This window comes from Nonomuraea sp. NPDC049649, assembly GCF_040675175.1.
Lineage (GTDB): Bacteria > Actinomycetota > Actinomycetes > Streptosporangiales > Streptosporangiaceae > Nonomuraea.
This window is the reverse complement of sequence record NZ_JBFAOH010000008.1, coordinates 198,634-223,641: the sequence shown is the minus strand read 5'-3', so window position 1 is coordinate 223,641 and position 25,008 is coordinate 198,634. Positions and strand designations below refer to the sequence as shown.

General features: G+C 72.2%; 18 protein-coding genes, 1 tRNA gene and 1 pseudogene. 9 read left to right on the top strand and 11 right to left on the bottom strand.

Features of this window, described 5'->3' with window-relative positions; all coding sequences use genetic code 11:
* Positions 1–118: 118 nt before the first annotated feature.
* The 4 genes from AB0J42_RS14140 to AB0J42_RS14125 are packed head-to-tail and all read right to left on the bottom strand — an operon-like array spanning position 119 to position 5,261.
* Positions 119–307, bottom strand: a complete 189-nt coding sequence (locus tag AB0J42_RS14140) for an acyl-CoA carboxylase epsilon subunit (protein WP_364293227.1) — start codon at positions 305–307, stop codon at positions 119–121.
* Positions 308–360: 53 nt separating this feature from the next.
* Complete coding sequence (locus tag AB0J42_RS14135; protein ID WP_364293224.1) at positions 361–3,129, bottom strand: AAA family ATPase; 2,769 nt, start codon at positions 3,127–3,129, stop codon at positions 361–363.
* A gap of 60 nt (positions 3,130–3,189) precedes the next feature.
* A complete protein-coding gene (locus tag AB0J42_RS14130) occupies positions 3,190–4,893 on the bottom strand; it encodes a 2-isopropylmalate synthase (protein WP_364293221.1) in 1,704 nt (567 codons plus the stop codon).
* Between the two features lie 29 nt (positions 4,894–4,922).
* On the bottom strand, positions 4,923–5,261 hold the full coding sequence (locus tag AB0J42_RS14125; RefSeq protein WP_364293218.1) for a hydroxyisourate hydrolase: 339 nt from the start codon (positions 5,259–5,261) through the stop codon (positions 4,923–4,925).
* A gap of 336 nt (positions 5,262–5,597) precedes the next feature.
* On the opposite strand from AB0J42_RS14125, the gene AB0J42_RS14120 reads away from it, so the two are divergent.
* From AB0J42_RS14120 to AB0J42_RS14110, 3 genes are all read left to right on the top strand, one after another.
* Positions 5,598–5,795 carry a hypothetical protein gene (locus AB0J42_RS14120; protein ID WP_364293215.1) on the top strand — a complete coding sequence of 66 codons (198 nt, stop codon included), beginning with the start codon at positions 5,598–5,600 and terminating at the stop codon, positions 5,793–5,795.
* Between the two features lie 341 nt (positions 5,796–6,136).
* Complete coding sequence (locus AB0J42_RS14115; RefSeq protein WP_364293212.1) at positions 6,137–9,223, top strand: BTAD domain-containing putative transcriptional regulator; 3,087 nt, start codon at positions 6,137–6,139, stop codon at positions 9,221–9,223.
* 326 nt (positions 9,224–9,549) lie between these two features.
* Positions 9,550–10,395, top strand: coding sequence for an NUDIX domain-containing protein (locus tag AB0J42_RS14110; RefSeq protein ID WP_364293209.1), 846 nt, complete (start codon positions 9,550–9,552; stop codon positions 10,393–10,395).
* A 67-nt stretch (positions 10,396–10,462) separates the two neighbouring features.
* Here AB0J42_RS14110 and AB0J42_RS14105 read toward each other — a convergent pair whose 3' ends face one another.
* On the bottom strand, positions 10,463–10,789 hold the full coding sequence (locus AB0J42_RS14105; RefSeq protein WP_364293206.1) for an STAS domain-containing protein: 327 nt from the start codon (positions 10,787–10,789) through the stop codon (positions 10,463–10,465).
* Between the two features lie 51 nt (positions 10,790–10,840).
* Between AB0J42_RS14105 and AB0J42_RS14100 the strand changes: the two genes are divergently transcribed.
* Positions 10,841–10,927 (top strand) — tRNA-Ser (locus AB0J42_RS14100).
* Here AB0J42_RS14100 and AB0J42_RS14095 read toward each other — a convergent pair.
* Positions 10,889–13,036 (bottom strand): AAA family ATPase, encoded by a 2,148-nt coding sequence (locus tag AB0J42_RS14095; RefSeq protein WP_364293203.1) that lies wholly within the window; start codon positions 13,034–13,036, stop codon positions 10,889–10,891. The two genes, AB0J42_RS14100 and AB0J42_RS14095, sit on opposite strands and share 39 nt — an antisense overlap.
* 115 nt (positions 13,037–13,151) lie before the next feature.
* On the opposite strand from AB0J42_RS14095, the gene AB0J42_RS14090 reads away from it, so the two are divergent.
* Positions 13,152–14,108 (top strand): NAD(P)H-quinone oxidoreductase, encoded by a 957-nt coding sequence (locus AB0J42_RS14090; RefSeq protein ID WP_364293200.1) that lies wholly within the window; start codon positions 13,152–13,154, stop codon positions 14,106–14,108.
* 5 nt (positions 14,109–14,113) lie between these two features.
* On the top strand, positions 14,114–14,638 hold the full coding sequence (locus AB0J42_RS14085) for a bacterial proteasome activator family protein (RefSeq protein ID WP_364293197.1): 525 nt from the start codon (positions 14,114–14,116) through the stop codon (positions 14,636–14,638).
* On the opposite strand, the gene AB0J42_RS14080 is transcribed toward AB0J42_RS14085, so the two are convergent.
* Positions 14,629–15,435: an HAD family hydrolase gene (locus tag AB0J42_RS14080; RefSeq protein WP_364293194.1), complete on the bottom strand. Its 807-nt coding sequence runs from the start codon at positions 15,433–15,435 to the stop codon at positions 14,629–14,631. The two genes, AB0J42_RS14085 and AB0J42_RS14080, sit on opposite strands and share 10 nt — an antisense overlap.
* Before the next feature lie 221 nt (positions 15,436–15,656).
* On the opposite strand from AB0J42_RS14080, the gene AB0J42_RS14075 reads away from it, so the two are divergent.
* Positions 15,657–15,860, top strand: a complete 204-nt coding sequence (locus AB0J42_RS14075; RefSeq protein ID WP_101787411.1) for a cold-shock protein — start codon at positions 15,657–15,659, stop codon at positions 15,858–15,860.
* A gap of 184 nt (positions 15,861–16,044) precedes the next feature.
* Complete coding sequence (locus tag AB0J42_RS14070; protein ID WP_364293191.1) at positions 16,045–17,487, top strand: hypothetical protein; 1,443 nt, start codon at positions 16,045–16,047, stop codon at positions 17,485–17,487.
* On the opposite strand, the gene serS is transcribed toward AB0J42_RS14070, so the two are convergent.
* From serS to AB0J42_RS14055, 3 genes are read right to left on the bottom strand one after another with little or no spacing between them, the layout of a single operon-like run.
* Positions 17,451–18,713, bottom strand: coding sequence for a serine--tRNA ligase (gene serS / locus AB0J42_RS14065; protein ID WP_364293188.1), 1,263 nt, complete (start codon positions 18,711–18,713; stop codon positions 17,451–17,453). The genes AB0J42_RS14070 and serS overlap by 37 nt on opposite strands.
* Positions 18,714–18,755: 42 nt before the next feature.
* Complete coding sequence (pheA, locus tag AB0J42_RS14060) at positions 18,756–19,676, bottom strand: prephenate dehydratase (protein WP_364293186.1); 921 nt, start codon at positions 19,674–19,676, stop codon at positions 18,756–18,758.
* A gap of 2 nt (positions 19,677–19,678) precedes the next feature.
* Positions 19,679–20,908, bottom strand: a complete 1,230-nt coding sequence (locus AB0J42_RS14055; protein ID WP_364293183.1) for a glycosyltransferase 87 family protein — start codon at positions 20,906–20,908, stop codon at positions 19,679–19,681.
* A gap of 301 nt (positions 20,909–21,209) precedes the next feature.
* Here AB0J42_RS14055 and AB0J42_RS14050 point away from each other — a divergent pair, with 301 nt between their 5' ends.
* The gene (locus AB0J42_RS14050) at positions 21,210–23,618 is read left to right on the top strand and encodes a hypothetical protein (RefSeq protein WP_364293180.1); all 2,409 of its coding nucleotides are present in this window, start codon (positions 21,210–21,212) and stop codon (positions 23,616–23,618) included.
* Between the two features lie 295 nt (positions 23,619–23,913).
* Here AB0J42_RS14050 and mptB read toward each other — a convergent pair.
* Positions 23,914–24,897, bottom strand: a pseudogene (gene mptB, locus AB0J42_RS14045) (polyprenol phosphomannose-dependent alpha 1,6 mannosyltransferase MptB); the annotation flags it as partial.
* Positions 24,898–25,008: the final 111 nt, after the last annotated feature.

The following is a 25,008-nucleotide window of genomic DNA, read 5'->3' as shown; positions in this document are numbered from 1 at the left end:
CGTCTCCCGTCGGATCCCGGTCGTGTCGGTCTCAGGATGCGCCGGGGGCCGATGACGGGTTTTTCGCAGAATGCGCCATCGGCTCGCGGACGGCGGAGAGAGCACGAAAGCGGATGTGTCACGCCCACGTGCTCAGCCGCCAGCCGTCGCCGCCAGCCGCCGGATGCGGCCGGCGGACCTGGTGGGCCGGCTCGGACCAGGCCGGCCGCTCGGGCTCCTCGGCCTCGGTCAGCCGCTGGGCGAAGGCCAGGGCGATCGCTTCGAGCTCCTCGGGGGTCGCCCGCCCCCGGACCACGATGATGTCCATGCCATCGACGCTCACCCCGGCCGCGCGGCGGGCGCAACTTCCGTAGTGCCCGGTCAGGGCAGCGCCTGGTCCCCGAACTCCACCACGAGCGGCAGCTCGGCCCGGCGGTTGATGTGGAGCTTGCGGTAGGCGCGGGTCAGGTGCTGCTCGACCGTGCTGATCGTGACGTACAGCTTGGCCGCGATCTCCTGGTTGCTGTAGCCCGCCGCGGCCAGCGCGGCGACCCGGCGCTCCGCGCCGCTCAGCTCGCCGATCCGCTCCCTGGGCAGCGGGGCGGGCAGATCCCGGGCCTCGGTGGCCCGGCTCAGCGCGCTGATGATCGGCTCGGCCCGGCACTCCCCGGCCGCGGCCCGCGCCCGGCCCGCCACGGTCCCCGCCCTGCGGTACTCGCCCACCGCCTCGTACGCCTCGACCAGGTCGAACAGCACCCGGGCCAGCTCGTACCGGTCGCCGGCGAGCTGCAGGTACTCGGTCGCCTGCCGGAGCAGCGCCGGCCGGCGGGCCGGCTCGCAGGTGGCCGCCTGCAGCCGCAGGCCGATCCCCCGGCTGCGGTACTCCTCCGGGCCGCAGGCGTTCAGGTGCGCCTGGACCAGGCGCCGGGCCTCGTCCGTCCGGCCCATCCGCAGGCACGCCTCGGCGGCGTCCGCCCGCCACGGGATCAGCCCCGGGTGGTCCAGGCCCCAGGCGACCATCAGCTCCCCGCAGCGCATGAAGTCGTGCATGGCCAGCGCGAAGGACTCGGTCGCCAGGTGGTAGCGGCCGCGCGCGTACAGGTAGTGCAGGCCGAACCGGGTCTGGAAGGTGGCCTCCGGGATGGGCCGGTCCAGCGGCTCGCGTACCGCGTCGTACCGGCCCATCGCGGTGAGCGCGGTGATCAGACCGGCCAGCGGCCCGCCGATGGACGCTCCCCAGCTGCTCATCGGGATGGAGTCGAGCGCGAGGCGGGCATGCCGCTCGGCGGCGGGCAGGTCGCCCTGCCGGATCGCGATCTCCGCGCGGATGGCGGCGAGCCTGGCCCGCCGGCTCGGCGCCTGCTTGGCCGACGCCTCGGCGCTGAAGAGGTCGCAGAGCGGCGCCGCCCGCTCGCAGCGGCCCGCGTACGTGAGGGCGAGCAGGGAGTTCTCCACCACGTCCAGCGACATCTCGTCCAGGCCGGTGCCCTCCAGGATGCGCTCCACGGTGCCGAGGCCGCTCTCGCTGGGGCCGCGGGTCAGCACCTCCGCCAGCGCCAGGGTGGACTCCAGCCGCCGGCTGACCGCCACCGGCACCATGCCGGCCAGCAGCCGCTCCTTGGGCGGGTCGCCGGCGTGGCGGACCAGCGGCGGGTAGGTGACGCGCAGCCAGAGCCGGGTGATGACCAGCTCGGCGGCGGTCTCCTGGTCGGCGCCTGGCTCGCCGGTGAGCTGCTCCAGGACGTCCCGCGCGTCCTCGAAGCGGCCGTGCCAGAGCAGGGCCCGCGCCAGCACGACGGCGTCGCCGCCGCGCAGGCTGCCCCGGTTCATCGCCTCGGCGAGCTGGTCGAGGCGTTCGGCGGAGGCGGCCGGGTTGATCCGCCACTCGGCCCGTACCAGCGTTGTCATGATCCTGGCGCGGCGCGCCTCGTCGGTGCATTCGCGCCAGGCGAGCTTCAGGTACGACACCGCGGCGTCCACCTGGCCCCGGCGCAGCGCGATCATCGCGGCCTCCTCCAGCGTGGGCACCACCCAGCCGGCGTCCACCTTCGACGCCTGGAGCAGACGGTCGGCGACCACGCACGGCGTCACGCCCCTGGTGTAGGCCAGCTCGGCGGCGCGGCGGAACAGCTCCCTGCGCTCGGTGAGGTCCATGGCGGCCAGCACCGCCTGCCGGATGGCCTCGTGCCGGTACCGCCCGGCCTTGAGCAGGCCGGCCGCGCCCAGCGCGAGCAGTTCCCTGCCCACGTCGACGGCCGGCAGGTCGAGCAGCTCGGCCACCCCGTCGGCCTCGCCCAGCGTGGCCAGGCCGTGCGCCACCCGGCGGGTCAGCGGATGCCCGCGCCGCAGGCACGACGCCACCGCCTGGATGAACCGGTCGCCGGTCACGACCTCGCCCGGCGGGTCCTCGCCGACGCGCAGCTCCTGCCGGTAGTCCGCGGCCAGCTCGCCGGCCAATAGCGGGTTGCCGCCGCTGATCGCGTACCAGTCCTCGGCGAACCGCTCGGTCGCGCCGAGACCGACCTGCGCCGCCACCAGCGCCGCCACGCCGCGCCTCGACAGCGGCGACAGGAGCAGCCGCCTGCAGTGCGGCAGGCGCAGCAGGTCGGTCTCGAAGTGCGCGCCCGGGCCCTGCCGGTCGTTGTGCGCGAACACGGTGACGATCCGGGCGTTCCGCACCCGCCGCGCCAGGTAGGCCAGGCAGAGCAGGGAGGTGCGGTCGGCGTGGTGCACGTCGTCGACCACGATCACCAGCGGGTAGCTCTCGGACAGGTCCAGCAGCACGGTGATCAGGGCGTGCACGACCTGGGGGTCGATCAGCCGGCCCGCCTCGGCGTGCGCCGCCGTCACCGCCCGCTGGCCCTCCGCCAGCAGCGTCTCCGACCGCTCGCGCTCCTCCTGGACCAGGGGGGCGTCGTGGATGAGCTGGCGCAGCACGCCGAGCTGCAGGTCCTGCTCCATCGGCGACCCGGTGGCGGTGACGGCCAGCGCGCCCAGCTCGACGGCCTGCTCGGACAGGGCGCGCAGCAGCGCGCTCTTGCCCGTCCCCACCGGGCCGCTGACGAGGGCGACCCGGCCCCTTCCCAGGATGGCGTTGGCGACGAGCGATTGGAGGCAGGACATCTCCTCTTGGCGTTCGATGAGAGCCATGACCATCTCCTGGGTCTTCCGACGCTGCCGCCCACGCTAGGCGTGGGCGGCTTCGGGGATCTATCGCCCCGTTATCGCCCGGCGGTTTCTGGGGGGAGCGGGCCGCCGGCAGGGGTCCACGGGCAGGCCCCTGCGCCGGGCCCTGGTGACGGCCGCGCAGACCGCGGCGTAGGCGGCGCCGGTGAGGCCGCCGTCGAGCCCCGCACCCCATACCGAGGCGCCGTCCATGGTGACCTCGGCGTAGACCGCCAGCCGGCCGCCGCGTTCCCGGGCCGCGCTGTCGGGGTGGTGCACCACCCGGATCTGCACCTCGTCCCGGCCCAGCGCCACCCCGAGCGCGGCCACGGCCCGCGCCAGGTCGGGGGCGGTCCCGTACCCGCCGCCGACGTGCAGCGTCACGACCGCCGAGGACAGCACCGGCGGCGGCCCGGCCGCGTCCAGGTATTCGGCGTCGAACAGCTCCTTGATCTGCTCCGGCGGGATCTCTCCCCCGCCGGACTCCGCCAGCGCCTGCACCGCCCGGCCCAGCTCGATCTGCAGGTCTCTCGGCAGGTCGAGCCCGTAGCGGGTGCTCAGCAGGTAGGCGGGCCCGGCCTTGCCCGACTGGCTGGTGACGCGCACCACCGCCTCGTACGTCCGGCCCACGTCGTGCGGGTCCACCGGCAGGTACGGCACCGTCCACGGCAGCCCCGCGTGGCCGCCCGCCGCGTCAGCCTCGCGGGCCAGCGCGTCGAGCCCCTTCTTGATCGCGTCCTGGTGCCCGCCGGAGAACGCGGTGAAGACCAGGTCACCCCCGTACGGATGACGCGCCGGGACGGAGATGCCGGTGCACTCCTCGACCACGCGGCGCACCCGGTCCAGGTCGGTGAAGTCGACGCCCGGGTCGATCCCCTGGGTGGCCAGGTTCAGCCCGAGCGTGACCAGGCAGACGTTGCCCGCCCGCTCGCCCCCGCCGAACAGGCAGCCCTCGACGCGCTCGGCCCCGGCGAGCACGGCCAGCTCGGCGGCGGCCACCGCGGTGCCGCGGTCGTTGTGCGGGTGCACCGACAGGCACACGTGCTCGCGGCGTGACAGGTTGCGGTGCATCCACTCGATCTGGTCGGCGAAGACGTTGGGGGTCGAACGCTCGACCGTGGTGGGGAAGTTGAGGATGGCCGGCCGTCCGGGCCCCGGTTGCCAGACGTCCATGACGGCCTCGCACACCTCCAGGGCGAAGTCCGGCTCGGTGTCGCAGAAGTGCTCGGGTGAGTACTGGAAGCGCACGTCACAGCCGTCCAACGCCTTGTCCGCATATTTCATGACCAGGCGCGTGCCCTGGACGGCGAGGTCCTTGCACTCGTCCCGGCTCATCCCGAACACCAGCCGGCGCATGACCGGCGAGGTCGCGTTGTAGAGGTGGAGGGTGGCCCGGCGCGCGCCGCGCAGGCTCTCCGTGGTCCGCTCGATCAGCTCGTCGCGGGCCTGGACCAGCACCGTGACCCACACGTCGTCCGGGATCCGGTCCTCCTCGACGAGGAGCCGGACGAAGTCGTACTCGTCCTGGCTGGCGGCCGGGAACCCGATCTCGATCTCCTTGTAGCCCAGCTCGATCAGCAACTCGAACAGCGCCAGCTTGCGGTCGGGGCTCATCGGCACGGGCAGCGCCTGGTTGCCGTCGCGCAGGTCCGTGGAGAGCCAGCGCGGCGGCGCCGTGACGGCGGCCCCGGGCCATGTGCGGTCGTCGAGCGGCACCTGGGGAAAACCCGAATAGCGGCTGATCTTCATGGAGGACCCTCACTGTCTGCGCGGCACCCTTACCGGAGCGACCCCAGAAAGGTGGAGAACGAATGCGGCGAGAGCAGCACGTGCACGTTGCTCACGGCGGTCTCGTCGACGGTCCGGAACGCGACCACGATCTCGGGGTAGGCGGCTCTCAGGCCGAGCCCGCCGAAGTACGAATCGCTGCCGAGGACGATCCGGTGCGGCCCGCGCCCCAGGCGACGGTCGAGCCATTCGCGCACGGCGCCGTCGTTGTCGGTCAGCGCCTGGGCGTCGGTCACCCAGCGACCGTCCTCGACGTGCTCTAGCCGCACGACCAGGCCCACGGCTCCTCGGCCGTAGACGGCGTCCTGCGCCTGTATCGCGATACCCATCTCACCTCACCGCGCGGTCCTACCGGAGGGGTCTGGCCGCCCGGATGACCACGACCATCGCTCGCGCCACCCGGGCTCGAAGCCTAATCTCCTCTCTTTTCCTATTGTCTCGGCTTCGGCCCGCTATCGTCTCGCTATCGTCTGCCGATAGCGGCTATGAATTCGCTATCGGCGGCTATTCTCCGGGCCCATGTATTAACCTCTTCCGAGACGGCGTACCGCCGCCCACGTGCTCTGATGCCGGGTGGAAAGTCACGGAATATCGGGCGAATTGCGGGCCGTGTGAGCGTTTCCGGCAGCGGCAAGAAGCGCCGCGAAAAAGCCACTCGGAGGTAGATGAAGATGAGCACCGCCGCCAAGAGCCCGGCCCGCGTCCGCACCGCGATCGCCATCGCCATCAGCACCGCCGCCGGCGCCGCCCTCATCGCCGCGACGCCCGCCCCCGCTCATGCCGCGCCGGACGCCCAGCCGGCCCCCGCCGCCACCGCGCTCGACTGGCCGTGGGGCGTCCTGAACGACTGGCCGTGGGGCTGACTCCCTCCGATGAACCGCGCCGACCTGGTCGTTCACCGGACACGCGAGAATGGGCCGCCGCTGTAATCCGTCACATGTCACGGGACAGCGGTGGCCGCCGGAACTGCCGGGAGCGCACGTTACTATCCCGTATCAGTAACTCCCCTTGATCGTATCTATTAGTAGCTGGTCACCTCTCGTGGGTCGTTGTAGTATCCACAACGACCACAGCACGAATAACCGGGCAGCCGGCGCATATAGGGTGCCTAGAACAGCAACTGCGCCCGAGCTCACCGCATCAGAAGAATGATCCTTGACAAAGGGCGGAGCTTTCTTCAGGGGAGATATGCGTGGAGTTCCGGGTGTTGGGCACTCTCGAGGTCACCGCTAACGGCCGGCAACTCGATCTGGGCGGTTCACGCCAGCAGATCGTGCTGGCCGTGCTCGTCCTCAACGCCAACCACTCGGTCTCGCTGGACCGCCTCATGGAGGCGATCTACGACGACGCGCCGCCGCCCACCTCGCGGGCCCAGGTGCAGATCTGCATCTCCGCGCTGAGGCGCCTTTTCAGCGCGCACGGCGGCCACGAGATGATCGTCACCACCCGGCAGGGGTACGCCCTGCGCACGCCAGCCGACTCGATCGACGCCCGGCGTTTCGAAGCCCTCGTCAGCCAGGCGCGCAAGGCCCGCGACGGCCACTGCTACCAGGAGGCCATCCAGCACTACCGCGACGCGCTCGCGCTCTGGCGCGGCCCGGCCCTCGACGGCATCGAGAGCCGGGTCGTCCAGTCGCTCGCCGGCTGGGCCGCCGAGCAGCGGATCACCGCGAACGAGGACTGCATTCAGCTGGAGCTCGACCTCGGCCGCCACCACGAGCTGGTCGGCGAGCTGGCCAGGCTGGTCGAGGAGCATCCGCTGCGGGAAGGGCTCGTCGCCCAGCTCATGACCGCGCTGTACCGCTCCGGACGGCAGGCGGAGTCGCTCCAGGTCTACCGCAACGCCCGCACCACCATGATCGAGGAGCTGGGCATCGAGCCCAGCGACCGGCTCCAGCAGCTCGAATCGGCCATCCTGACCGCCGACGAGAGCCTGGACCCGCCGGTCCCCACCGAAGAGGCCCCGCTCGAACCGCGCGCCCGCGCCCCGTCGGTGCCGAGCATGCTCCCCGCCGACATCGCCGACTTCGTGGGCCGCCAGGCCGAGGTCGACGCCATCACCCGGCGGCTGACCGTGCCCCTCGACGGCCCGGCCCGCTTCGCGGTGCCCATCGTCGCCGTCGCCGGCCGGGCTGGCGTGGGCAAGACCACCACCGCGGTGCACGCCGCGCACAGCGTCGCCGCCCACTTCCCCGACGGGCGGCTCTTCGCCGACCTGCACGGCAGCGTCTCCCGGCCGGTCAGCCCGATGCGGGTGCTCGACCGCTTCCTGCGCGCCTTCGGCGTGTCCGGGACCGACCTGCCGGAGTCGCTGGCCGAGCGGGCCGAGATGTACCGGATGCTGCTGGCCGACCGCAGGATGCTGATCGTGCTCGACGACGTGGCGTCGGAGAGCCAGGTCCTGCCGCTGCTGCCGGGCAGCCCTTCGTCCGCCGTCATCGCCACCAGCCGGATCCGGCTCGCCGGGCTGGCCGGCGCCGCCCAGGTCGACATCAACCTGTTCGACTCCTGCGAGTCGGTCGAACTGCTCTCCCGCATCGCCGGCGCCGAACGGGTGCGGAGCGAGCCCGAGTCCGCGCAGGCCCTGGCCGAGCTCTGCTGCCACCTCCCCCTGGCGCTGCGCATCGCGGGCGCGCGCCTCGCCTCACGCCCGCACTGGGCGGTGGAGCAACTGGTCGACCGGCTCGCCGACGAGGCCCGCCGGCTCGACGAGCTCAAGCACGGCGACATGGGCATCAGAGCCAGCCTGTCGCTCACGTACGAAGGCATCGGCGAGCGGACCCGCTGCCTCTTCAGGCGGCTGGCGATCCTCCACTCCCACATCTTCTCCGCCTGGGCCAGCGCCGCCCTGATGGACGCGCCGCTGGCCGACGCCCAGGACCTGCTGGACGACCTGGTCGACGCCCAGCTCATCGAGGTCGTGGGCACCGGCCGGAGCGTGAACGTCCAGTACCGCTTCCACGACCTGGTGCGCGTGTACGCGCGCGAGCGGCTGGCCGCCGAGGAACCCCCCGAAGAGCGGACCGCCGCGCTCACCCGCGTGCTGAGCTCCCTGCAGTGCCTGACGCAGGCGGCGCGCGACCGCGAGTACGGCGCGCCCGCCCGGCGGAACCCGCTGCCCGAGATCGCGTCCCCGCTCCCGGCCGAGCTGGTCGAGCGGCTGGTCGCCGACCCGATCGCATGGTTCGAACGCGAGCGCCTCGTCGTGCTGGCCGGGATCCGCCAGGCCGCCCAGGCCGGGTTCGCGGAGCTGTGCTGGCGGACCGTCATGAACGCCGAGGCCTTCTTCGAACTCCGCGTCTACCTGGACGACTGGCGCGAGGCCCAGGAGATCGCGCTGGAGGCCGCGCGCAAGGCCGGCGACGAGCGCGGCCAGGCGGAGATGCTGTGCGTGCGCGGCGCGCTGGCGCAGACCGAGCAGCGCTTCGCCGACGCGCGGCGCGACTTCGAGGACGCGGCCGCCCTGTTCAGGAAGACCGACGATGTGCTCCAGGTGGCGCGCTCGATGCGCAACCTCGCCTACCTCGAACGCATGAACGGCCAGCTTGAGAAGGCGATGTCCCATCTGGAGCAGGCGCTGGCCATCTTCGTCGACATCGGCGACCAGATCTCCGCCGCGCACACCCTCGACAACCTCGCGGCCATCCGGTCGGAGTGCGGCGACATCGACAACGCCAAGATCATGCTGGCCGAGGCGCTGGTCCGCGGCAAGAGCGGCGGCAGCAGGCGGGTCATCTCCCAGGTGCTGCACCGGATGGGCCGGGTCCACCTGCAAGCGGGCGAGTTCGCGATGGCGTCCGGCGCCTTCGAGGAGTCGCTCACCATCGTCGAGCAGATCGGCGACACCATCGGCGAGTCGTTCGCCCTGCACGGCCTCGGCATCGCCCAGCTGCGGCGCGGCAAGCACGACGAGGCCGCCACCCTGCTGGAGCGGTCGCTCACCGCGGCCGACACCTCCCGCAACCGGCTCGCCGAGGCCCACGCCCTGGCCGGGCTCGGCGAGCTGTCCATCGCCCGCGGCCAGCCGGGCGACGCCATCGGCCGGCTGCGCCGCGCGGTCACGCTCTACCGGCAGATGCGCGTCCCCCTCTTCGAGGCGCACACGCTCATCATGATGAGCGAGGTGCTGCGGCAGCTCGGCGACGTGGACGGCTCGGACGCCGCGCTCGGCCGCGTGCAGGAACTCGTCGAGCTGGTCGACGGCCCGGCGCGGCGGTCGCTGCGCGACCATCTCGACGGGGTCGCCCACCGCACGATCTTCACCGCCCATCCCACCGGCGGCCTCGGCTGATCGTACGAGCCGCGCGTCCTGCACGGCTTTATGGGCATAACCGCTGCACGGCTGTACGGGCATTACCGGCCGGAAGCAGGCGCGCCCGCAACACCTCGGCGTCCGCGGCATCGCGCGCGGCCACCCGCGTGTGTTCACCGGCCGGAAGCAGGTACGCCCGCGACAGCCTCGGAGGATGACCGAGGACCGCGTGCACGATGCGGGATTCCTCGCCGGCTCCGAGCGACAGCCGTGTTTACGCAGGTGGGCGCGGATATCCTCATCAGGGCAGGTGAGGTCGGGCTACGAGCGTTCGGCGACAGCGGCGGCGAAGAGAGAATCACGACATGGCTGACAAGGACGGCGACGGCTGGACGGAGTGCGCGCGAGGACACCGCCACTGGGGGCTGCACGGCGCCTCCGGGCTGCTCGTCGTGCACCACGACGACCACGGGGTGCCGCACGTGCTGATGCAGAAGCGCTCGGTGTGGAGCCACCACGGCGGCACGTGGGGGCTGCCCGGCGGGGCGCGCGACAGCCATGAGGACGCCGTCACCAGCGCGCTGCGGGAGGCCCGCGAGGAGGCGGCGCTGGCCGGCGACCGGCTCCGGGTGCAGGGCGTCTACCGCGACGACCACGGCGGGTGGGCGTTCGACACGGTGATCGCCGAGTCGGCCGAGCGGCTGGCGGCGGTCTGCGCCAACGGCGAGAGCGACGAGGTGCGCTGGCTGCCGCTGGGCGAGGTGGCGGCCCGGCGGCTGCACCCCGGCTTCGCCGAGACGTGGGGCACGGTCAGCGGCGCGATCCGCCCCGAGACGCTGGTGCTCGACGTGGCCAACATCGTCGGCGCGCAGGCCGAGCGGGGCTGGTGGAACGACCGGCTGGGCGCCGCCACCCGCCTGCTGGAGTCGGTGGCGGGGCTGCGGCTGGCGCACCCGGTGCTCGCGCAGTGGTATCCGCGGATGGTGGCCGTGGTCGAGGGCGCCGCCCGAGGGGTCCGCGACATCGAGGGCATCCAGGTGGTCGCGGCCGCGGGCAGCGGCGACGACGCGATCGTCGACGTGGTGGGCCGGGCCAAGCCGTGGGAGCGCGTGCTCGTCGTCACCGCCGACCGCAAGCTGAAGGAACGCGTCGCCGAACTGGGGGCCGAGACGGCCGGGCCGAAATGGCTGCTGTCACAGCTGCGCGGGTAACGCCCACCTTTCACGGATCCGCGGGTAACACCCGTCTGTCACAGCTGCGCGAGTAACACTCCGCCTGTCAGAGCTGCGCGGGTAACACGCCGTCGAAGACGGCCTTGAGCCCCGTCACGTCGAGCACCCGTTCCAGGACGCCGTGCACGCCGGTGAGCCGGAGCGTGCCGCCGCGCGCGGCGACCGTGCGCTGATGCTCCACCAGCACCCACAGCCCGCTGGAGTCGCAGAACTCCAGCCCCGTCGCGTCGATCACCACCTCGACCCGGCCCTCCGCGGCCAGCGCGTCGAGGCGCGCCTTCAGCCCGGAGGCCGTCATCTTGTCCAGGTCACCCCGCAGGCGCACAGCGGCGGCGCCCTCAGTCTCCGCTACCTCGATCTTGAGATCCGCCACCTCCTGAACGTACACCGGCGTCACGGCAGCCGCTATCGTGGTGTCGGCACTGGAGGGTTCGCATAGTGGACGAGTGCAGCCGCCTTGAAAGCGGCCAGGTCAGCGATGGCCTCGTGGGTTCGAATCCCACACCCTCCGCTCACCGGCGAAGCCGTCCCCGACGCTCGCCGCCAGCTGCAGGTAGGCGTCCCTGGTCGCCTCCTGCAGCCGGTCCAGGTCGATCTCGGCGCCTTCCTCCAGGTGCGGGTCGTACGGCACACGGATCACGGCCCGGCACCGCGCGGCGAAGTGGCCTTCCAGCTTGTTGATGTCGACCGCCGACTTCGACCTGGGCCGGACGCTGCAGAGCACCACCGTGGCCTCCCGTACGAGGCTTTCGTAGTCGTGCGCCTCCAGCCAGTCGAGCGTCGCCGAGGCGGCCCGGGCGCCGTCGACCGACGGTGAGCTGACCAGCACGATCTGGTCGGCCAGGCCCAGCACCCCGCCCATCGCGGAGTGGAGCAGGCCGGTGCCGCAGTCGGTGATGCAGATCGAGTAGAAGTTCTCCAGCACCTGGGAGACGGCTTCGTAGTCGGCGCCGCCGAACGCCTCCGACACCGACGGGTCGCGATCGGAGGCCAGCACCTCCAGCCTGGACGGCGCCTGTGACGTGAAAGCCCTGATGTCCACGTACCTCTTGACCTGGTCACGCTCGTTGAGCAGGTCGCGGACGGTGGCCGAGGTCTCCAGGCGCAGCTTGTCGGAGAGCGTTCCACGGTCGGGGTTGGCGTCCACGGCGATCACCCGGTCGCCGCGGATCTGCGCCAGCGTGGCGCCCAGGCCGACCGTGGTGGTGGTCTTGCCCACTCCGCCCTTCAGGCTCAGCACGGCGACCCGGTGGTGGCCGGTGGCGACCGGCGTGCGCGCCCGCTCCATCAGCGCGCGGCGCCGCTTGACCTCCGGCGGCTCGCCCGGCTTGATCCATCCGCCGGACGCCTTGTAGACCAGGCGCCGCCACCCCTTCGACGGGGCGTTGCGCCTGCCCCGCAGCAGCGTGTCGGGGTCCAGGCTCTCGGCGCTCGGCCGACCGCTCGACGGGGGTCGCGGCGCGACGGTGAAGGCGGGACGCGGCCTCGGCGCCTCCGGCGGACGCGGCTCACTGACGGGCTCCTGGGCAGCGCGCGGTTCGCCGGAAGTACGGGGTTCCTCGGACGTGCGGGGCTGGCCGAACACCCGCGGCTCGTCGGACGTACGCGCCTCGCCGAACACACGCGATTCATCGAACGGACGCGCTTCACCGAACACCTGTGGCTCGTCGGACGTGCGCGGCTCTCCGAACGTGCGCGACTCGTCGAACCGGAGGTGTTCGTCGAACGTACGAGCTTCGGCGAAGTCCCGCTGCGACGGCTCCACAAACGGCGGGCTCGGCTGATCGAAGGTACGCTGCGGCGGCTCAGGGAAGGCCGGACGCGACTCGTCCAGCCCAAGCTCCCCCAAGGACGAGCGCAACCCGCCCTCGGAGAAGGGCGAACGCGGCTCCTCAGCGACACGGTCCGGGGAGGCGGGCTCGGAGCCCGGCGTCTCTGATTGGTCGGAGGCACGCTCTGAAGAAAGCGATCGTTCCTCGAAGGCCGGGCGCGTTTCGTCCGCGCCAGCCGCCCCCGAGGTCGAGCGTGGTCCGTCCGAGCCTCCCTCCCCCGCAGTCGGGCGTGGTCCGTCCGGATCACCACCGGAGAGACGTGAATCGTCCGCATCTTCCGGGCGCGGGCTGTCAGGGGTGCTTTCCCCCTGGGTTCCGGCGCGGTCGTCGCTGGTCCAGGCGGGCGGGGTGGGCCAGGCCAGGTTCTCGACGGTCTGGTCGTCCGGCGGCTCGGGGTCGCGGAAGGACGACAGGGAGTAGCTGTCGGTGTCGTCCGGGCGGGGCAGCGGGCGGAGCGGGGCCAGGAACGTGTCGTCGATGGCCGGTTTGGTGTCGGCGCTGTCGTCGGCGGGCGGCTCGGGGGCGCGCCGCTCGGCCGGCTCCGGTCCGGCTTCGGTCCCGTACACCGAGTCGATCGCCGCGCGGAACAGCGGCGGGGTGGGCGGGTCGTGCTGCGGCACCTCGGCCCACGGGTCCTGGGGGTAGGGCGAGACGACCGCGGTCTCGTCGGAAGGCACGCCCGGGCCGGTCTTGGCGCTCACCCTGACGGGCGCCTCCTCGGACTCCTTGATGGCGTCCAGCCAGGCGAGCTGTTCCTCGAGAGATTCCTCTCGATCCTGTCTTGCCACCGTCGTTCCCCCTCGGGTGGGTATAAAGGGGTAGCAAATACCTTGCAGATTAACGCCAAGCGCTTCGGGGAACGCCGGCAACCCGGAAGTTGTCTGCCCCGTTACCGTGGTTCGTATGCGAGCCATCGAGATCACCCGCGGCGGCGGGCCAGAGGTCCTGGAGTGGCGGGAGGTCCCCGACCCGAAGCCCGGGCGCGGCGACGTGCTCATCGACGTGACCGCCTCGGCGGTCAACAGGGCGGACGTCCTGCAGCGCAAGGGCTTCTACGATCCGCCGCCCGGCGCCCCGCCGTACCCGGGGCTGGAGGTCTCTGGCGTGGTGGCGGAGGTCGGCGCCGACGTCGAGCAGTTCGCGGTGGGCGACGAGGTCTGCGCGCTGCTGGCCGGGGGCGGTTACGCCGAGCGGGTGGCGGTGCCGTGGCAGCAGGTGATGCCGGTGCCGGAGGGCGTGCCGCTGGTGGAGGCCGCCGGGCTGCCGGAGGTGGCGTGCACGGTCTGGTCGAACGTGTTCATGCTCGGCCGGCTGCGCAAGGGCGAGACGCTGCTGGTGCACGGCGGAGCGAGCGGGATCGGCACGTTCGCGGTGCAGCTCGCCAAGGCGTTCGGGGCGAACGTGGTGGTCACGGTCGGTTCGACCGAGAAGGGCGAGCGGGTCAAGGAGCTGGGCGCCGACGCGTACGTGAACTACCGCGAGGAGGACTTCGCCGAGCAGGTCAAGGCGGACGTGATCCTCGACATCATCGGCGCGAAGTACCTGGCGGGGAATCTGCGGGCGCTGCGGACCGGCGGCCGGCTGGTGGTCATCGGGCTGCAGGGCGGCGTCCGGGGCGAGATCGACCTGGGCGCGCTGATGGCCAAGCGGGCCTCGGTGCACGGCACCACGCTGCGGGCGCGGCCGGTGGACGAGAAGGGCGCGATCGTCCGGAGTGTGGTGGAGAACGTCTGGCCGCTGATCGGCGCGGGCGCGGTGCGGCCGGTGATCTACGCGGAAGTTCCGATGTCCGATGCGGCCGAGGCTCACCGTATGTTGGATTCTGGCAACCACGTCGGGAAGATCCTCCTAGTACGGTGAGACATATGAATGCTGAGGACAACAACTCGCCTCACATCGTGGTGGTGGGGCCGGACTTCCAGGGCCAGCAGGATCAGGGCGACCAGAACGACGACGAGCGTTCGGTGGCCAACCTGGTCGAGCAGCCGGCCAAGGTGATGCGGATCGGCAGCATGATCCGGCAGCTCCTCGAGGAGGTGCGCGCGGCGCCGCTCGACGAGGCCAGCCGCAAGCGGCTGAAGGACATCCACCAGTCCTCGATCAAGGAGCTGGAAGACGGCCTGGCGCCCGAGCTGGTCGAGGAGCTGGAGCGGCTGTCGCTGCCCTTCACCGAAGACACCGGTGTGCCGCCCAGCGACGCCGAGCTGCGGGTGGCCCACGCCCAGCTGGTGGGCTGGCTGGAGGGGCTGTTCCACGGCATCCAGACGACGCTGTTCGCCCAGCAGATGGCGGCCCGCGCCCAGCTGGAGCAGATGCGCAGGGCGCTTCCTGGCGCCCGCCAGCACGAGGAGCAGCACCGCCCGCCGGGCGGCTCCGGCCCCTACTTGTAGAGCTTCTCCAGCACCACCGCGACGCCGTCGTCGTCGTTGGCCGCGGTCACGTGATCTGCCGCGGCCAGCACGCCGGGGTGCGCGTTGGCGACCGCGTAGGAGGTGCCTGCCCAGGTCAGCATGGGCAGGTCGTTCGGCATGTCGCCGAACGCCACCACGTCGGACGGCCCGATGCCGTGCCGCTCGGCCAGCGTGGCCAGGGCCGTGGCCTTGGTGACGCCGTGCGCGCTCATCTCGATGAGGGCGCGCCCGCTGGAGTGGGTGGCGGTCACCAGGTGGCCGACCAGCTCGTGCACGGCGCTGTGGAGTTCGTCGGCGCCCATCTCGGGGTGCTGGGCCAGCAGCTTGACGCAGGCCCGCGCGGTGAGCGAGTCGCCGTACACCTGGACCCGGCCGTGGGCCCGGGTGTCCCAGGAGCCCACGGGGAAGTCGGACTCGTGGGCGAATCCCCCCTCGTACTCCACCGAAAAGGACAGATCGGGCACGTTCGCTCGAAGCTGAGCGACCACTTCTTCCAGAACGTCCGGGTCGATGAGGTGAGACTTCACTACCCGTTCGGTGTGCATGTCGTAGATCAGTGCGCCATTGGCGCAGACGGCGATGCCGTGGTGCTTGACCGCGTCCGCCACCGGACGCATCCACCGAGGCGGGCGGCCGGTCACGAAGACCAGCATGGCGCCGGCCTCCTCGACTCGGGCGAACGCGGCGGCGGTGCGGGGAGACACGGTTCCGTCCGTACGCAGGGCAGTGCCGTCCAGGTCGGTGGCCACCAGACGGGGCGAGCGAAGGTTGTGCATAACACGTTCCAGTTTGCCCGCTGATGCGCCGGACCAGAAATCTTCGTTCGACGGGAACACCAACGCGCCAGAATGGTGTTAGATGTGGAGGCGTTGTATTAGCTATCCCGTAGTGAAAACCAGCATGACTTTGTCTGAGCCACCCCGGGTGCTTGCTGTACGACACACCGGGATCCACGAGGTGTGGGTCCCATAGATTCACATCCTGAGGGAGAGCTTTTATGGCTCAGGGAACCGTCAAGTGGTTCAACGCCGAGAAGGGCTTCGGCTTCATCGCCCCGGACGGCGGCGCGCCGGACGTGTTCGTGCACTTCTCCGAGATCGTCGGCAACGGCTACCGCAGCCTTGAAGACGGCCAGCGGGTCGAGTTCGAGATCACGCAGGGCCAGAAGGGGCCGCAGGCCTCCCAGGTCCGCTCCATCTGACCTGTAGCAGCGAGACAGGCCGGGGTTCGCTTCCAGCGGACCCCGGCCTTTCGCGTTTAAGGCTTGACCCGCCGTTGTCACGAGTGTGACTCGATTCACATGCCCGGCGAACCTCGGAACTTTTCTTCACATCAAGCGATATATGAGGTACGCCTGGTTATGCCACCCCGTAACAGTGGCCTCCGTGATCGTCCTGTTACTCAACGATCACGTACTCAAGCAGGCCTGGCCCGGGTTCGTCACCGGCAAGCTCAGTGACGTCGCCGGACTCGTCGTCGCGCCCCCTCTGGTGGCCCTGCTCCTGCTGCGCCGCGCCGATCTCGCGGCCACCATCCTGACCGGCGGGCTCTTCGCGGTCATCAAAACGACGGAGACGGGCGCTGAGGTCGCCTCCCTGGCCTGGTCCACCCTCGCGGGCCCATCGCGCGTCCTGGCCGATCCTGGGGGCCTCCTGGCCCTTCCGGCGCTCGCCCTGGCCTGGTGGGTGCGGCAGCGCAGCCGCGAACAGGCGCCCACACGCCGGCGCGTGCTCACCGCCGTGCCCCGCGAACAGGCGCCCACGCGCTGGCGTGTGCTCACCGCCGTGCCCCTTGCCGTCCTCGCCGTCACCGCCACTGCGGCCGAGACCGACCCTCCCCTGCCGCTCGGCTCGCGGGCCGTGCTCGTGGACGACGCCATCGTCGTGGACGGCCTGTACGCGTCAGAAGACGGCGGACGAACCTGGCGCGACGCGCTGCCGCAGGAACTCGACCAGCGGGCCGGGCAGCGCGCCGCCTGCCTGCGCGAACACTGCTACCGCCTGGCCGAGGACCGGGTGCGGGTGCTGCACTCGGCCGACGGCGGCCGCACCTGGTCGGTCGACTGGGAGATCACTCCCCGCGACGTGGAAAAGCTCGAAGACCTGCGGCGCGACGGATCGGACCTGCCCATCGCCGCCACCTCGCTCGTCGTCCAGGAACGGCCAGGCGGGCACGTCGTGGTCGTCACGAACCGGCACGACGGCATCGCGGTGCGGGACACCGACGGCACCTGGCGGCGGCTCGGCCTCACCCGGGGCGCCCCGCCGGCGGAACCGGCCACGATCCCGCTCGACCAGCCCGCCGACGACAGCGGCGAGATGCGGGTGGCGGGCCTGCTCGCCGCCTGGACGACCGTGGCCGCCCTCGCCGCCCAGGCAGGCAGACCCCGCACCAGATCGCGACCGGCCTCACCGGCGCCCGGCAGGCGGCCGCGTGGCTCCTGGCCCTGGCTCGTGGGGATGGCCGGACTCGCCGCACTGCTGCTGGCGCCGATCCCGTACGAGCGATTCCTCGACGACTGGCTGCTCCTGATGGCGTTCTCACTGTTGACCAAGCCCGCCGGGATCGTCCTCGCCCTGTGCGTGGTCATCCTGGCCACCGGGGTCGTGCGGGACGGCCGGATCACCTCACGCGATGTCGGATACGCCCTCGGCCTGGGCGTCGCAGCAGGGCTGTGCGTGGCGACGCCCTTCCGCGCGTGGAGCGCCGGCTGGCTGGACTACGGCGTGGCGCTGACGCTGGCCGCGACCGCCGCGCCGGTCACCGTGGCCGCCGGCCTGGCGGCGATCCGCTACTTGACCGGCTCCAGCACGTCGAGCCCCACGTAGGGCCGGAGCGCCTCGGGAACCACCACCGAGCCGTCGGCCTGCTGGTGGTTCTCCAGGATGGCCACGATCCACCGCGTGGTGGCCAGCGTGCCGTTGAGCGTCGCCGCGTATCGGGGCTTGCCGTCCTTGTCGCGGAAGCGCACGCCCAGCCGGCGCGACTGGAACTCGGTGCAGTTGGAGGTCGAGGTCAGCTCGCGGTAGCGGCCCTGGGTCGGGATCCAGCCCTCGCAGTCGAACTTGCGGGCCGCCGACATGCCGAGGTCGCCCGCCGCCGTGTCGATGATGCGGTACGGGACCTCGATCTTCGCCAGCATCTCCCGCTCGTACTGCAGCAGACGCTGATGCTCGGCCACCGCGTCCTCAGGCCGGACGTAGGAGAACATCTCCACCTTGTCGAACTGGTGGACCCGGATGATGCCCCGGGTGTCCTTTCCGTAGGAGCCCGCCTCGCGGCGGAAGCACGACGACCAGCCCGCGTAGCGCAGCGGCAGCTGGTCGGCCGGCAGGATCTCCTGCGCGTGGTAGCCGGCCAGCGACACCTCGGAGGTGCCGACCAGGTAGAGGTCGTCCTCCGGCAGGCGGTAGATCTCCGCGTCGTGCGCCACCGTGAAACCGGTGCCCTGCATGGTCTCCGGCTTCACCAGGACCGGGGTGATCATCGGCACGAACCCGGCCTCGATCGCGTGCTGCATGCCCATGTTGAGCAGGCCGAGCTGCAGGCGGGCGCCCACGCCCTTGAGGAAGAAGAACCGCGCGCCGGACACCTTGGCGCCGCGCTCCATGTCGATCGCGTCGAGCCGCTCGCCCAGCTCCAGGTGGTCCTTCGGCTCGAAGTCGAACGTGCGCGGCTCGCCGTGGGTCTCGAGCACGACGTAGTCGTCCTCGCCGCCGGCGGGCGCGCCCGGCTCGACGAGGTTGGGCACGGTCTGGAGCAGCGAGTCGAACTCGGCGCCCAGCTTCTCCGCCTCCGCCTCGGCCGACTTCACCTGCGCCGCGAGATCCTTGGCCCGCTGGAGCAGCGCGGCCTTCTCCTCGCCCTGCGCCCTGGAGACCTGCTTGCCGAGACTCTTCTGCTCGGCACGCGTGGACTCGAACGAGGTCAGCGCGGCGCGACGGCGCCCATCGAGGTCGAGCAGCGTGTCGACGATCGAGTCGTCCTCGCCGCGGGCACGCTGCGACGCCCGCAGCCGGTCGGGGTCCTCACGAAGGATACGCAGGTCAATCACAGGGAAAGGCTACCGGCGCGCGGTGAGCGCCCGCTCCCCAATTCAGACCTGCCCGGCGCGGATCTTGCTGAGCCACTCTCTCGCCTGCGCGAACTCGGCGTCGTTCGTGCCGCGCTTGATCTTCGGGGCCACCCCGTCGGCGCGCGGATAGCTGCCCAGGAAACGCACCTCGCCGCAGATCCGGTGGAGGCCCGCGATCGCCTCGCCCACCCGCGCGTCGGCCACGTGACCCTCGAAGTCGAAGTGGAAGAAGTAACGCCCTATGCCCTGACCGGTGGGCCGCGACTCGATGCGGCTCAGGTTGACGCCGCGCACCGAGAACTCGGTCAGCATCTCCAGCAGCGCGCCCGGATGGTCGTCGGCCAGGAACACGACCAGGGTCGTGCGGTCTCTCCCGGTCGGCTCGGGCAGCGGACCCGGCCTGCTCACCCGTACGAACCTCGTCACCGTGTCGGACCGGTCGCCGATGTCGCCCAGCAGCTCCACCAGGCCGTAGTGCTCGCCCGCGATGCGGGCGGCGATCGCCGCGTCGTACGGCGAGCCCGGCAGCGACACCTCCTGGGCCGCCGCCGCCGTCGACGGCGCGGACACCACGACCGCGTCGGCCAGCTCGCGGTTGATGAACCCGCGGCACTGCGTGATCGCGGCCGGGTGCGAGTAGATGCGCTTGATGTGCCCGATCTCCGTGTCGGGCCGGGCCAGCAGCGAGAACCGCACGGGCAGCAGCAGCTCGGCGGTGATCAGCAGCGGCTCGCCCCAGGCGAACTCGTCCAGCGTCGTCGTGATGCCGCCCTCAAGCGAGTTCTCCAGCGGGACGACCGCGCCGTCGGCCTCACCCGCGCGGACGGCGTTGAGCGCGGCCGACACAGTGCTGCAGGGCAGCCGCTCGGCACCGGGCTCCAGGAGCCGCAGGGCCTCCTCGGTGAAGGTGCCCTCGGGGCCGAGATACGCGATTCTGGACATGCTTACAGGTTATCCGCAGGTTGACGTGCTAGGTGGGGCGTTTGCGACGGCACGGCGCGGCGCGCCGGCAGCCAGTGCGCCAGCAGCCAGACCAGGGCGAGCGCGCCGAGCCCGAAGCCGTTCTGCACGGTCTTGCCCACCACCGGGCTGATCACCGGGATCTCCGCCGCCTTGATCGTCACACCCCACCAGGGCACCGGCACCACGTAGTACAGCCACACCCCGGCGGCCACCCGCAGCCGCACCGGGTCGCGCCCGTCCCCCGCGATCGCCCCCAGCACCACGACCACCCAGGCCAGGTGGTGGATCCAGGCCACCGGCGACAGCAGCACCGCCATCAGGCCCACCAGCGCCACCGCCGTGAGCCGGTCGCCGTCCCGGTACGCGTCGCGCGCGCCGCGGAACCCGTACCAGCCCACCACCGCCACGGCCGCCAGCCAGATCGCGCTCGTCAGCGCGTCGGGCAGGTAGAGGCGGATGAGCATGCCGCGCATCGACTGGTTGGTGGTCGCGGCGTTCGCGCCCAGCCGCTCGGAGTCCAGCAGCGCCCCGAACCAGAAGTCCACCGCGTCCTGCGGCACCACCGCGAACGGCAGCACCGTCAGCAGCCCCGCCACCAGCGAGGCCATGAACAGCGTCCGCCACTGCCGCGTCACCAGCAGATAGATCAGGAACACGCCCGGCGTCAGCTTCACCGCCGTCGCCAGCCCGATCAGGAACCCGCGCGGCCACCACGGCCGCCGCGCCACGCAGTCGGCCAGGCAGAGCGCCACCAGCAGGATGTCCACCTGCCCGAACCGCACCTGGTCGCGGATCGGCATCAGGAACGTGCAGGCCACCATCAGGAACGCGAACACCCACGGCGCGTGCCGCCCCAGCGCCTCCCGGAACGCGAACCCGACCGCCACCCCCAGGGCCGCGAAGATCCCCGCCGTCCACACCCACTGGGCCGTCACCCACGACATCGCCGCCAGCCCCGTCGCGAACAGCGCCGCCACCGGCGGGTACGTGAACGGCAGCAGCTGCGGCGCCGGCGTGAAGAACCCGTACACCGGACGGCCCTCAAGCACCATCTGACCGCCGGTACGGTAGACGTCGAGATCGACGAGGCGCTGATCGTCCGGGTTGGTCAGCCAGTGCTCGACCAGCGGCCACACCCCGACGGCCACGATGACCGCCGCCAGGGCCCACGCCCACCATTGCCGCCGCATCGGCGCCTCGACACCCGTCACGCTGTGGCAGGCTACCGTGACGTTTGTCCAGAGGGCGCGCCAACTCAGGGGGTTCACCACGATGCCGCACCGGCGCATCCATGCGACGGCACGTCCCTCCCCCTCCACACCGCCTGCCCCCGCGGACGCACCGCCCCGGCACCTCCCCGCCCACCCGCTCCGAGAGCGACCGCCCGTGCACCGACCCCCTCACACCACAGCCGGGGACAGGCCAGTTCCCGCCCCGCACAGCCAGTCAGGGGGACGACCGGCCGCGCACCCACACCTCGACTCTGGAGACGGACCGGACCCGCACATCCCGTTGACCGAGCACCTCACCCTCCAGGAACGACGCGCCGCGTTCCCCCGCCTCGCGCGGGTGTGGCGGCTGGTCGTCGTGGGGTTGGTCGCGGTGCTGGGGGCCGCGCTGGTGCCCGTTCCGGCTTTCGCCGCCGTAGAGGGACGGGTGGCGGTCGTCGGGGTGCCCGGGCTGGAGTGGAGCGACATCGACGAGTCGCGTACGCCCAACCTGTGGAAACTCGCCGGGCAGGGCGCAACGGCCTCGCTATCCACCCGTGCCGTGCCTCCCCCGGGCCGCGGCATCACCTGCCCCGTGGCCGGTTGGCTGACCGTGTCGGCGGGCCAGCGCGCGGGCACGCCCGGCCCCGGCTGCCCTGAGACCCCCAGCCCCCTCAGGGACGGCCGTGGCGCGACCGTCCCCGGCTGGGCGGACCTCGTGGCTCACCAGGCCGGCACCGGCTACGACGCCCGGCTCGGCACGCTGGCCCAGACCGTCGTGGACGGCGGGGGCGAGGTCGCGGCCGTCGGCCCCGGCGCCGCCCTGGCCGCCGCCGACAGCGCCGGCCGCGTCGCCGCGTACGGAGACACCCCGGCGGAGCTGGGCGGCCTCTCCTCGTACACGCTGATCGTGATGGACGTGCCGGACCTGGCCACCGCCTGGGCGGCCCAGCCTGTGGACGGGTACGGCGTCCCCACCGCCATGCCGCCGGAGGCCCGCCAGCAGGCCGCGGCCGACGCCGACCGCCGGATCGGCGCGTTCCTGGCCGCCCTCCCGCCCGGCACCACCGTGCTGGTGGCCGGGATCTCCGACGTATCCCCCGGCGCCCACCTGCACGTCGCCATCGCCACCGGCGACCGGTACCCGGCGGGCCACCTCACGGCCGGCTCGACCCGCCAGGAAGCCCTCGTGGCGATTCAGGACGTCGCGGCCACCGCCCTCCACCTGACCGGCCTCGAACCTCCCAGGCAGGTCGTGGGCCGTCCCTGGCAGCCGGGCGGCCCGGGCGCCCTCACCGCTGGGGATCGGGTGGCCGACCTGGCGGACGCCGACCTGGCCAGCCAGGTCCTCATGCAGGTCCGCGGCCCCTTCTTCAGCGTCTTCGTCGCGGTCCAGCTCCTCTTCTACGCCTTCGCCGCCCTGGCCCTGCGCCGCCGCAGATCAGCCACCCCCACGGGCACGACCGGAGCGCAAGCCCCCGCAACCGACCCGGACCGCAGAACGCCATCAGCGGGAGCGGACGCGTCGCTACCGGCCAACACCGCGAGGCCGAGCACCACCGACGGCACCTCAGAGCACACCACCGGCGGCGGTCTCTCGGGGGCGCACTTCCCCAGGGACCTGGCTGAGTCGCGGTTGATGGTCACCGTGCAGGTCGTGTCCGTGATGAGCGGCGCCATCGCCGTCGCCACCTTCCTGGCGCAGCTGGTGCCGTGGTGGAGTCTGCCCGCGCCGATGGCCGCGCTCATCGTCACGATCGTCGGCATGGCCGGCCTGATCACCGGCCTCGCCTTCGCGGGGCCGTGGCGCGCGCACGTGCTGGGCCCGCTGACCGTGGTCGCCCTGGTGACCTCGGTCGCGATGCTGGTGGACGTCATGACCGGCTCCCACCTCCAGGTGAACGCCGTCTCCGGCTACGAGCCCGTGACCGGCGGCCGGTTCTACGGTTTCAGCAACATCGCCTTCGCCATCTACGCCACGGGCACGATCCTCGGCCTGGCGGGTGTCGCCCAGTGGCTGCGGGAGAAGGGCGCGCCGCGGCCGGCGTGGCTGGGGGTGTGTGTGCTGTACGGCGGGCTGGCGGTGTTCGCGGACGGGTCGCCCGCGTGGGGGGCGGACTTCGGCGGCGTGCCGGCGTTCGTCGCGGGGCTGTCGGTGTTCCTCATCCTGCTGGCCGGGGGCCGTGTGTCGTTCGGGAAGCTGGTGGTCATCGGCCTGGCCGGGACCCTGCTCATCGGCGGCATGTCGGTCGCCGACTGGCTGCGCCCGGCCGGGGAGCGCACGCATCTCGGCACGTTCGTGCAGCAGGTCATCGACGGTCAGGCGTGGACGGTCATCGGCCGTAAGTTCGGCGCGATGGTCGGGGTGACGGTGGGGAACTGGTCGCTGACGCTGCTCTCGCTGGTGGCGCTGGCGTTCCTGTTCCTCGTGCTGGCCCGGCCGTCGCGCTGGGGGGCGTCGGCGCTCTGGCAGGCGTACGCGCTCGCGCCCGCGCTCCGGGCCGGTCTCTTCGGGGCGCTGACCTGCGCGTTCATCGGGTTCCTGATGAACGACTCGGGCATCGCCATCCCGGCGATGGCGCTCACGGTGGCGGTGCCCCTGACGCTGGCGTCGTGCGTACGCGCCCTGCAGCTCGCCAGGCCCACCACAGCAGCGCCGCCGTCAGCGCCAGGAGCAGCCACGGGACGACCTGGGCCCGCACGACGGTCCTGAGCAGCCATTCCAGCTCGGCGGGCTGGGCGACGACCCGCGCGGGCAGGTAGGCCAGCGACAGCACCAGCAGGTGCACGACCAGGAACCGGTCCACGGCGGAGGCGGCGGTCAGCGCGAGCACCCCGAAGGCCAGCCCGTGGTACCAGGGCAGCACGTACGGCGAGGCGAACAGGTAGGCGACCACCAGCACCCCGGCCACGACCACGGCCGCCTGCCCCCCTTCGCCCGACACTGCGAACAGCCCCCGCGAAGCACGTCCAGGAGCGGCGAGAACCGACCGCGGGACCAGGCGGAAGAGCGACCAGGCCAGCAGGCAGAACAGCAGCAGGAAACCGGCCTGGATCTCGCCCCGGTAGGCGCTGCCGGTGCCGACGGTCGACTGGAGCCAGCCCTGGCCGAGCTTCCAGAACGAGGCGTGCGAGATCGACCTGCTGGTGCGGGTCACCGGGCCCAGCGCGTCGAAGCCCACCACGGCGTAACCGGCGGCCGCCACGGCCAGCGCGACCCCGGCCATCAGCACCAGCCGGCGGGGGTCTCGGCGCAGCTCCCAGGCGGGGCCGAGGGCGACCAGCCCGGCGTTGAGCTTGATGGCGACCCCCAGCCCGAGCAGGGCGCCCCCGATCACGGGCCGGGACCGGGCCAGGAGGGCGGCGACCATGCAGGCGATGGCCAGGGTGTCGACGTGCATGCCGGCGACGAGCTGGTAGAGCAGCAGGGGGTTGACCGTCCACAGCAGGGCGGCCCGCGGGCGGGCGACCGGGTCGTCGCGGACGAAGCGGTCGATCAGCAGGCCGGTGGCGATGAAGGCGGCGGCGTTGACCAGGGCCAGCAGGAAGATCGTGAGCCGGACGGAGTCGCCGGCCAGCCAGCTCGCGGCGAAGTGCACGGCGGTGGCCACCGGCCCGTAGACGGAGGGCTCCTCACGCCACGGGTCCTCCACGGCGTCGGCGACGGGATCGCCGGGGAGGTCGCCGGCGCCGTGGGTGTAGGGGTCGATGCCGAGCGCCGCCAGCCGCCCGTATCCGGCGTAGTTGAGATGATCGCCGGACCCCGACGGCGGCAGGAAGGCGAGCAGCCCGGCGGCCAGGCAGCCGAGCAGCACCAGCGAGCGCGACAGACCGGCGGGGAAGGACGCGGGCGGCACCGCCAGCGCGGCCAGGAGACCGAGCCCGCCGAGCACCAGCGCGGCCGCGCCCAGGGAGACCACCAGGTAGGGGTGGGGGTCGGCGCCCAGCGACCAGGGCGGCTGCCAGCCGGGCCCGGGCAGGGCCGGGACCATGGCGGACGTGCCGAGCACACCGATGAGGGCCGTCAGCAGGATCGAGGCGGCGATGCAGGCCAGGGCAGGCCGCATGAGCCGGTGAGAGGCGCCGGCCCGCGTCTCCGAAGT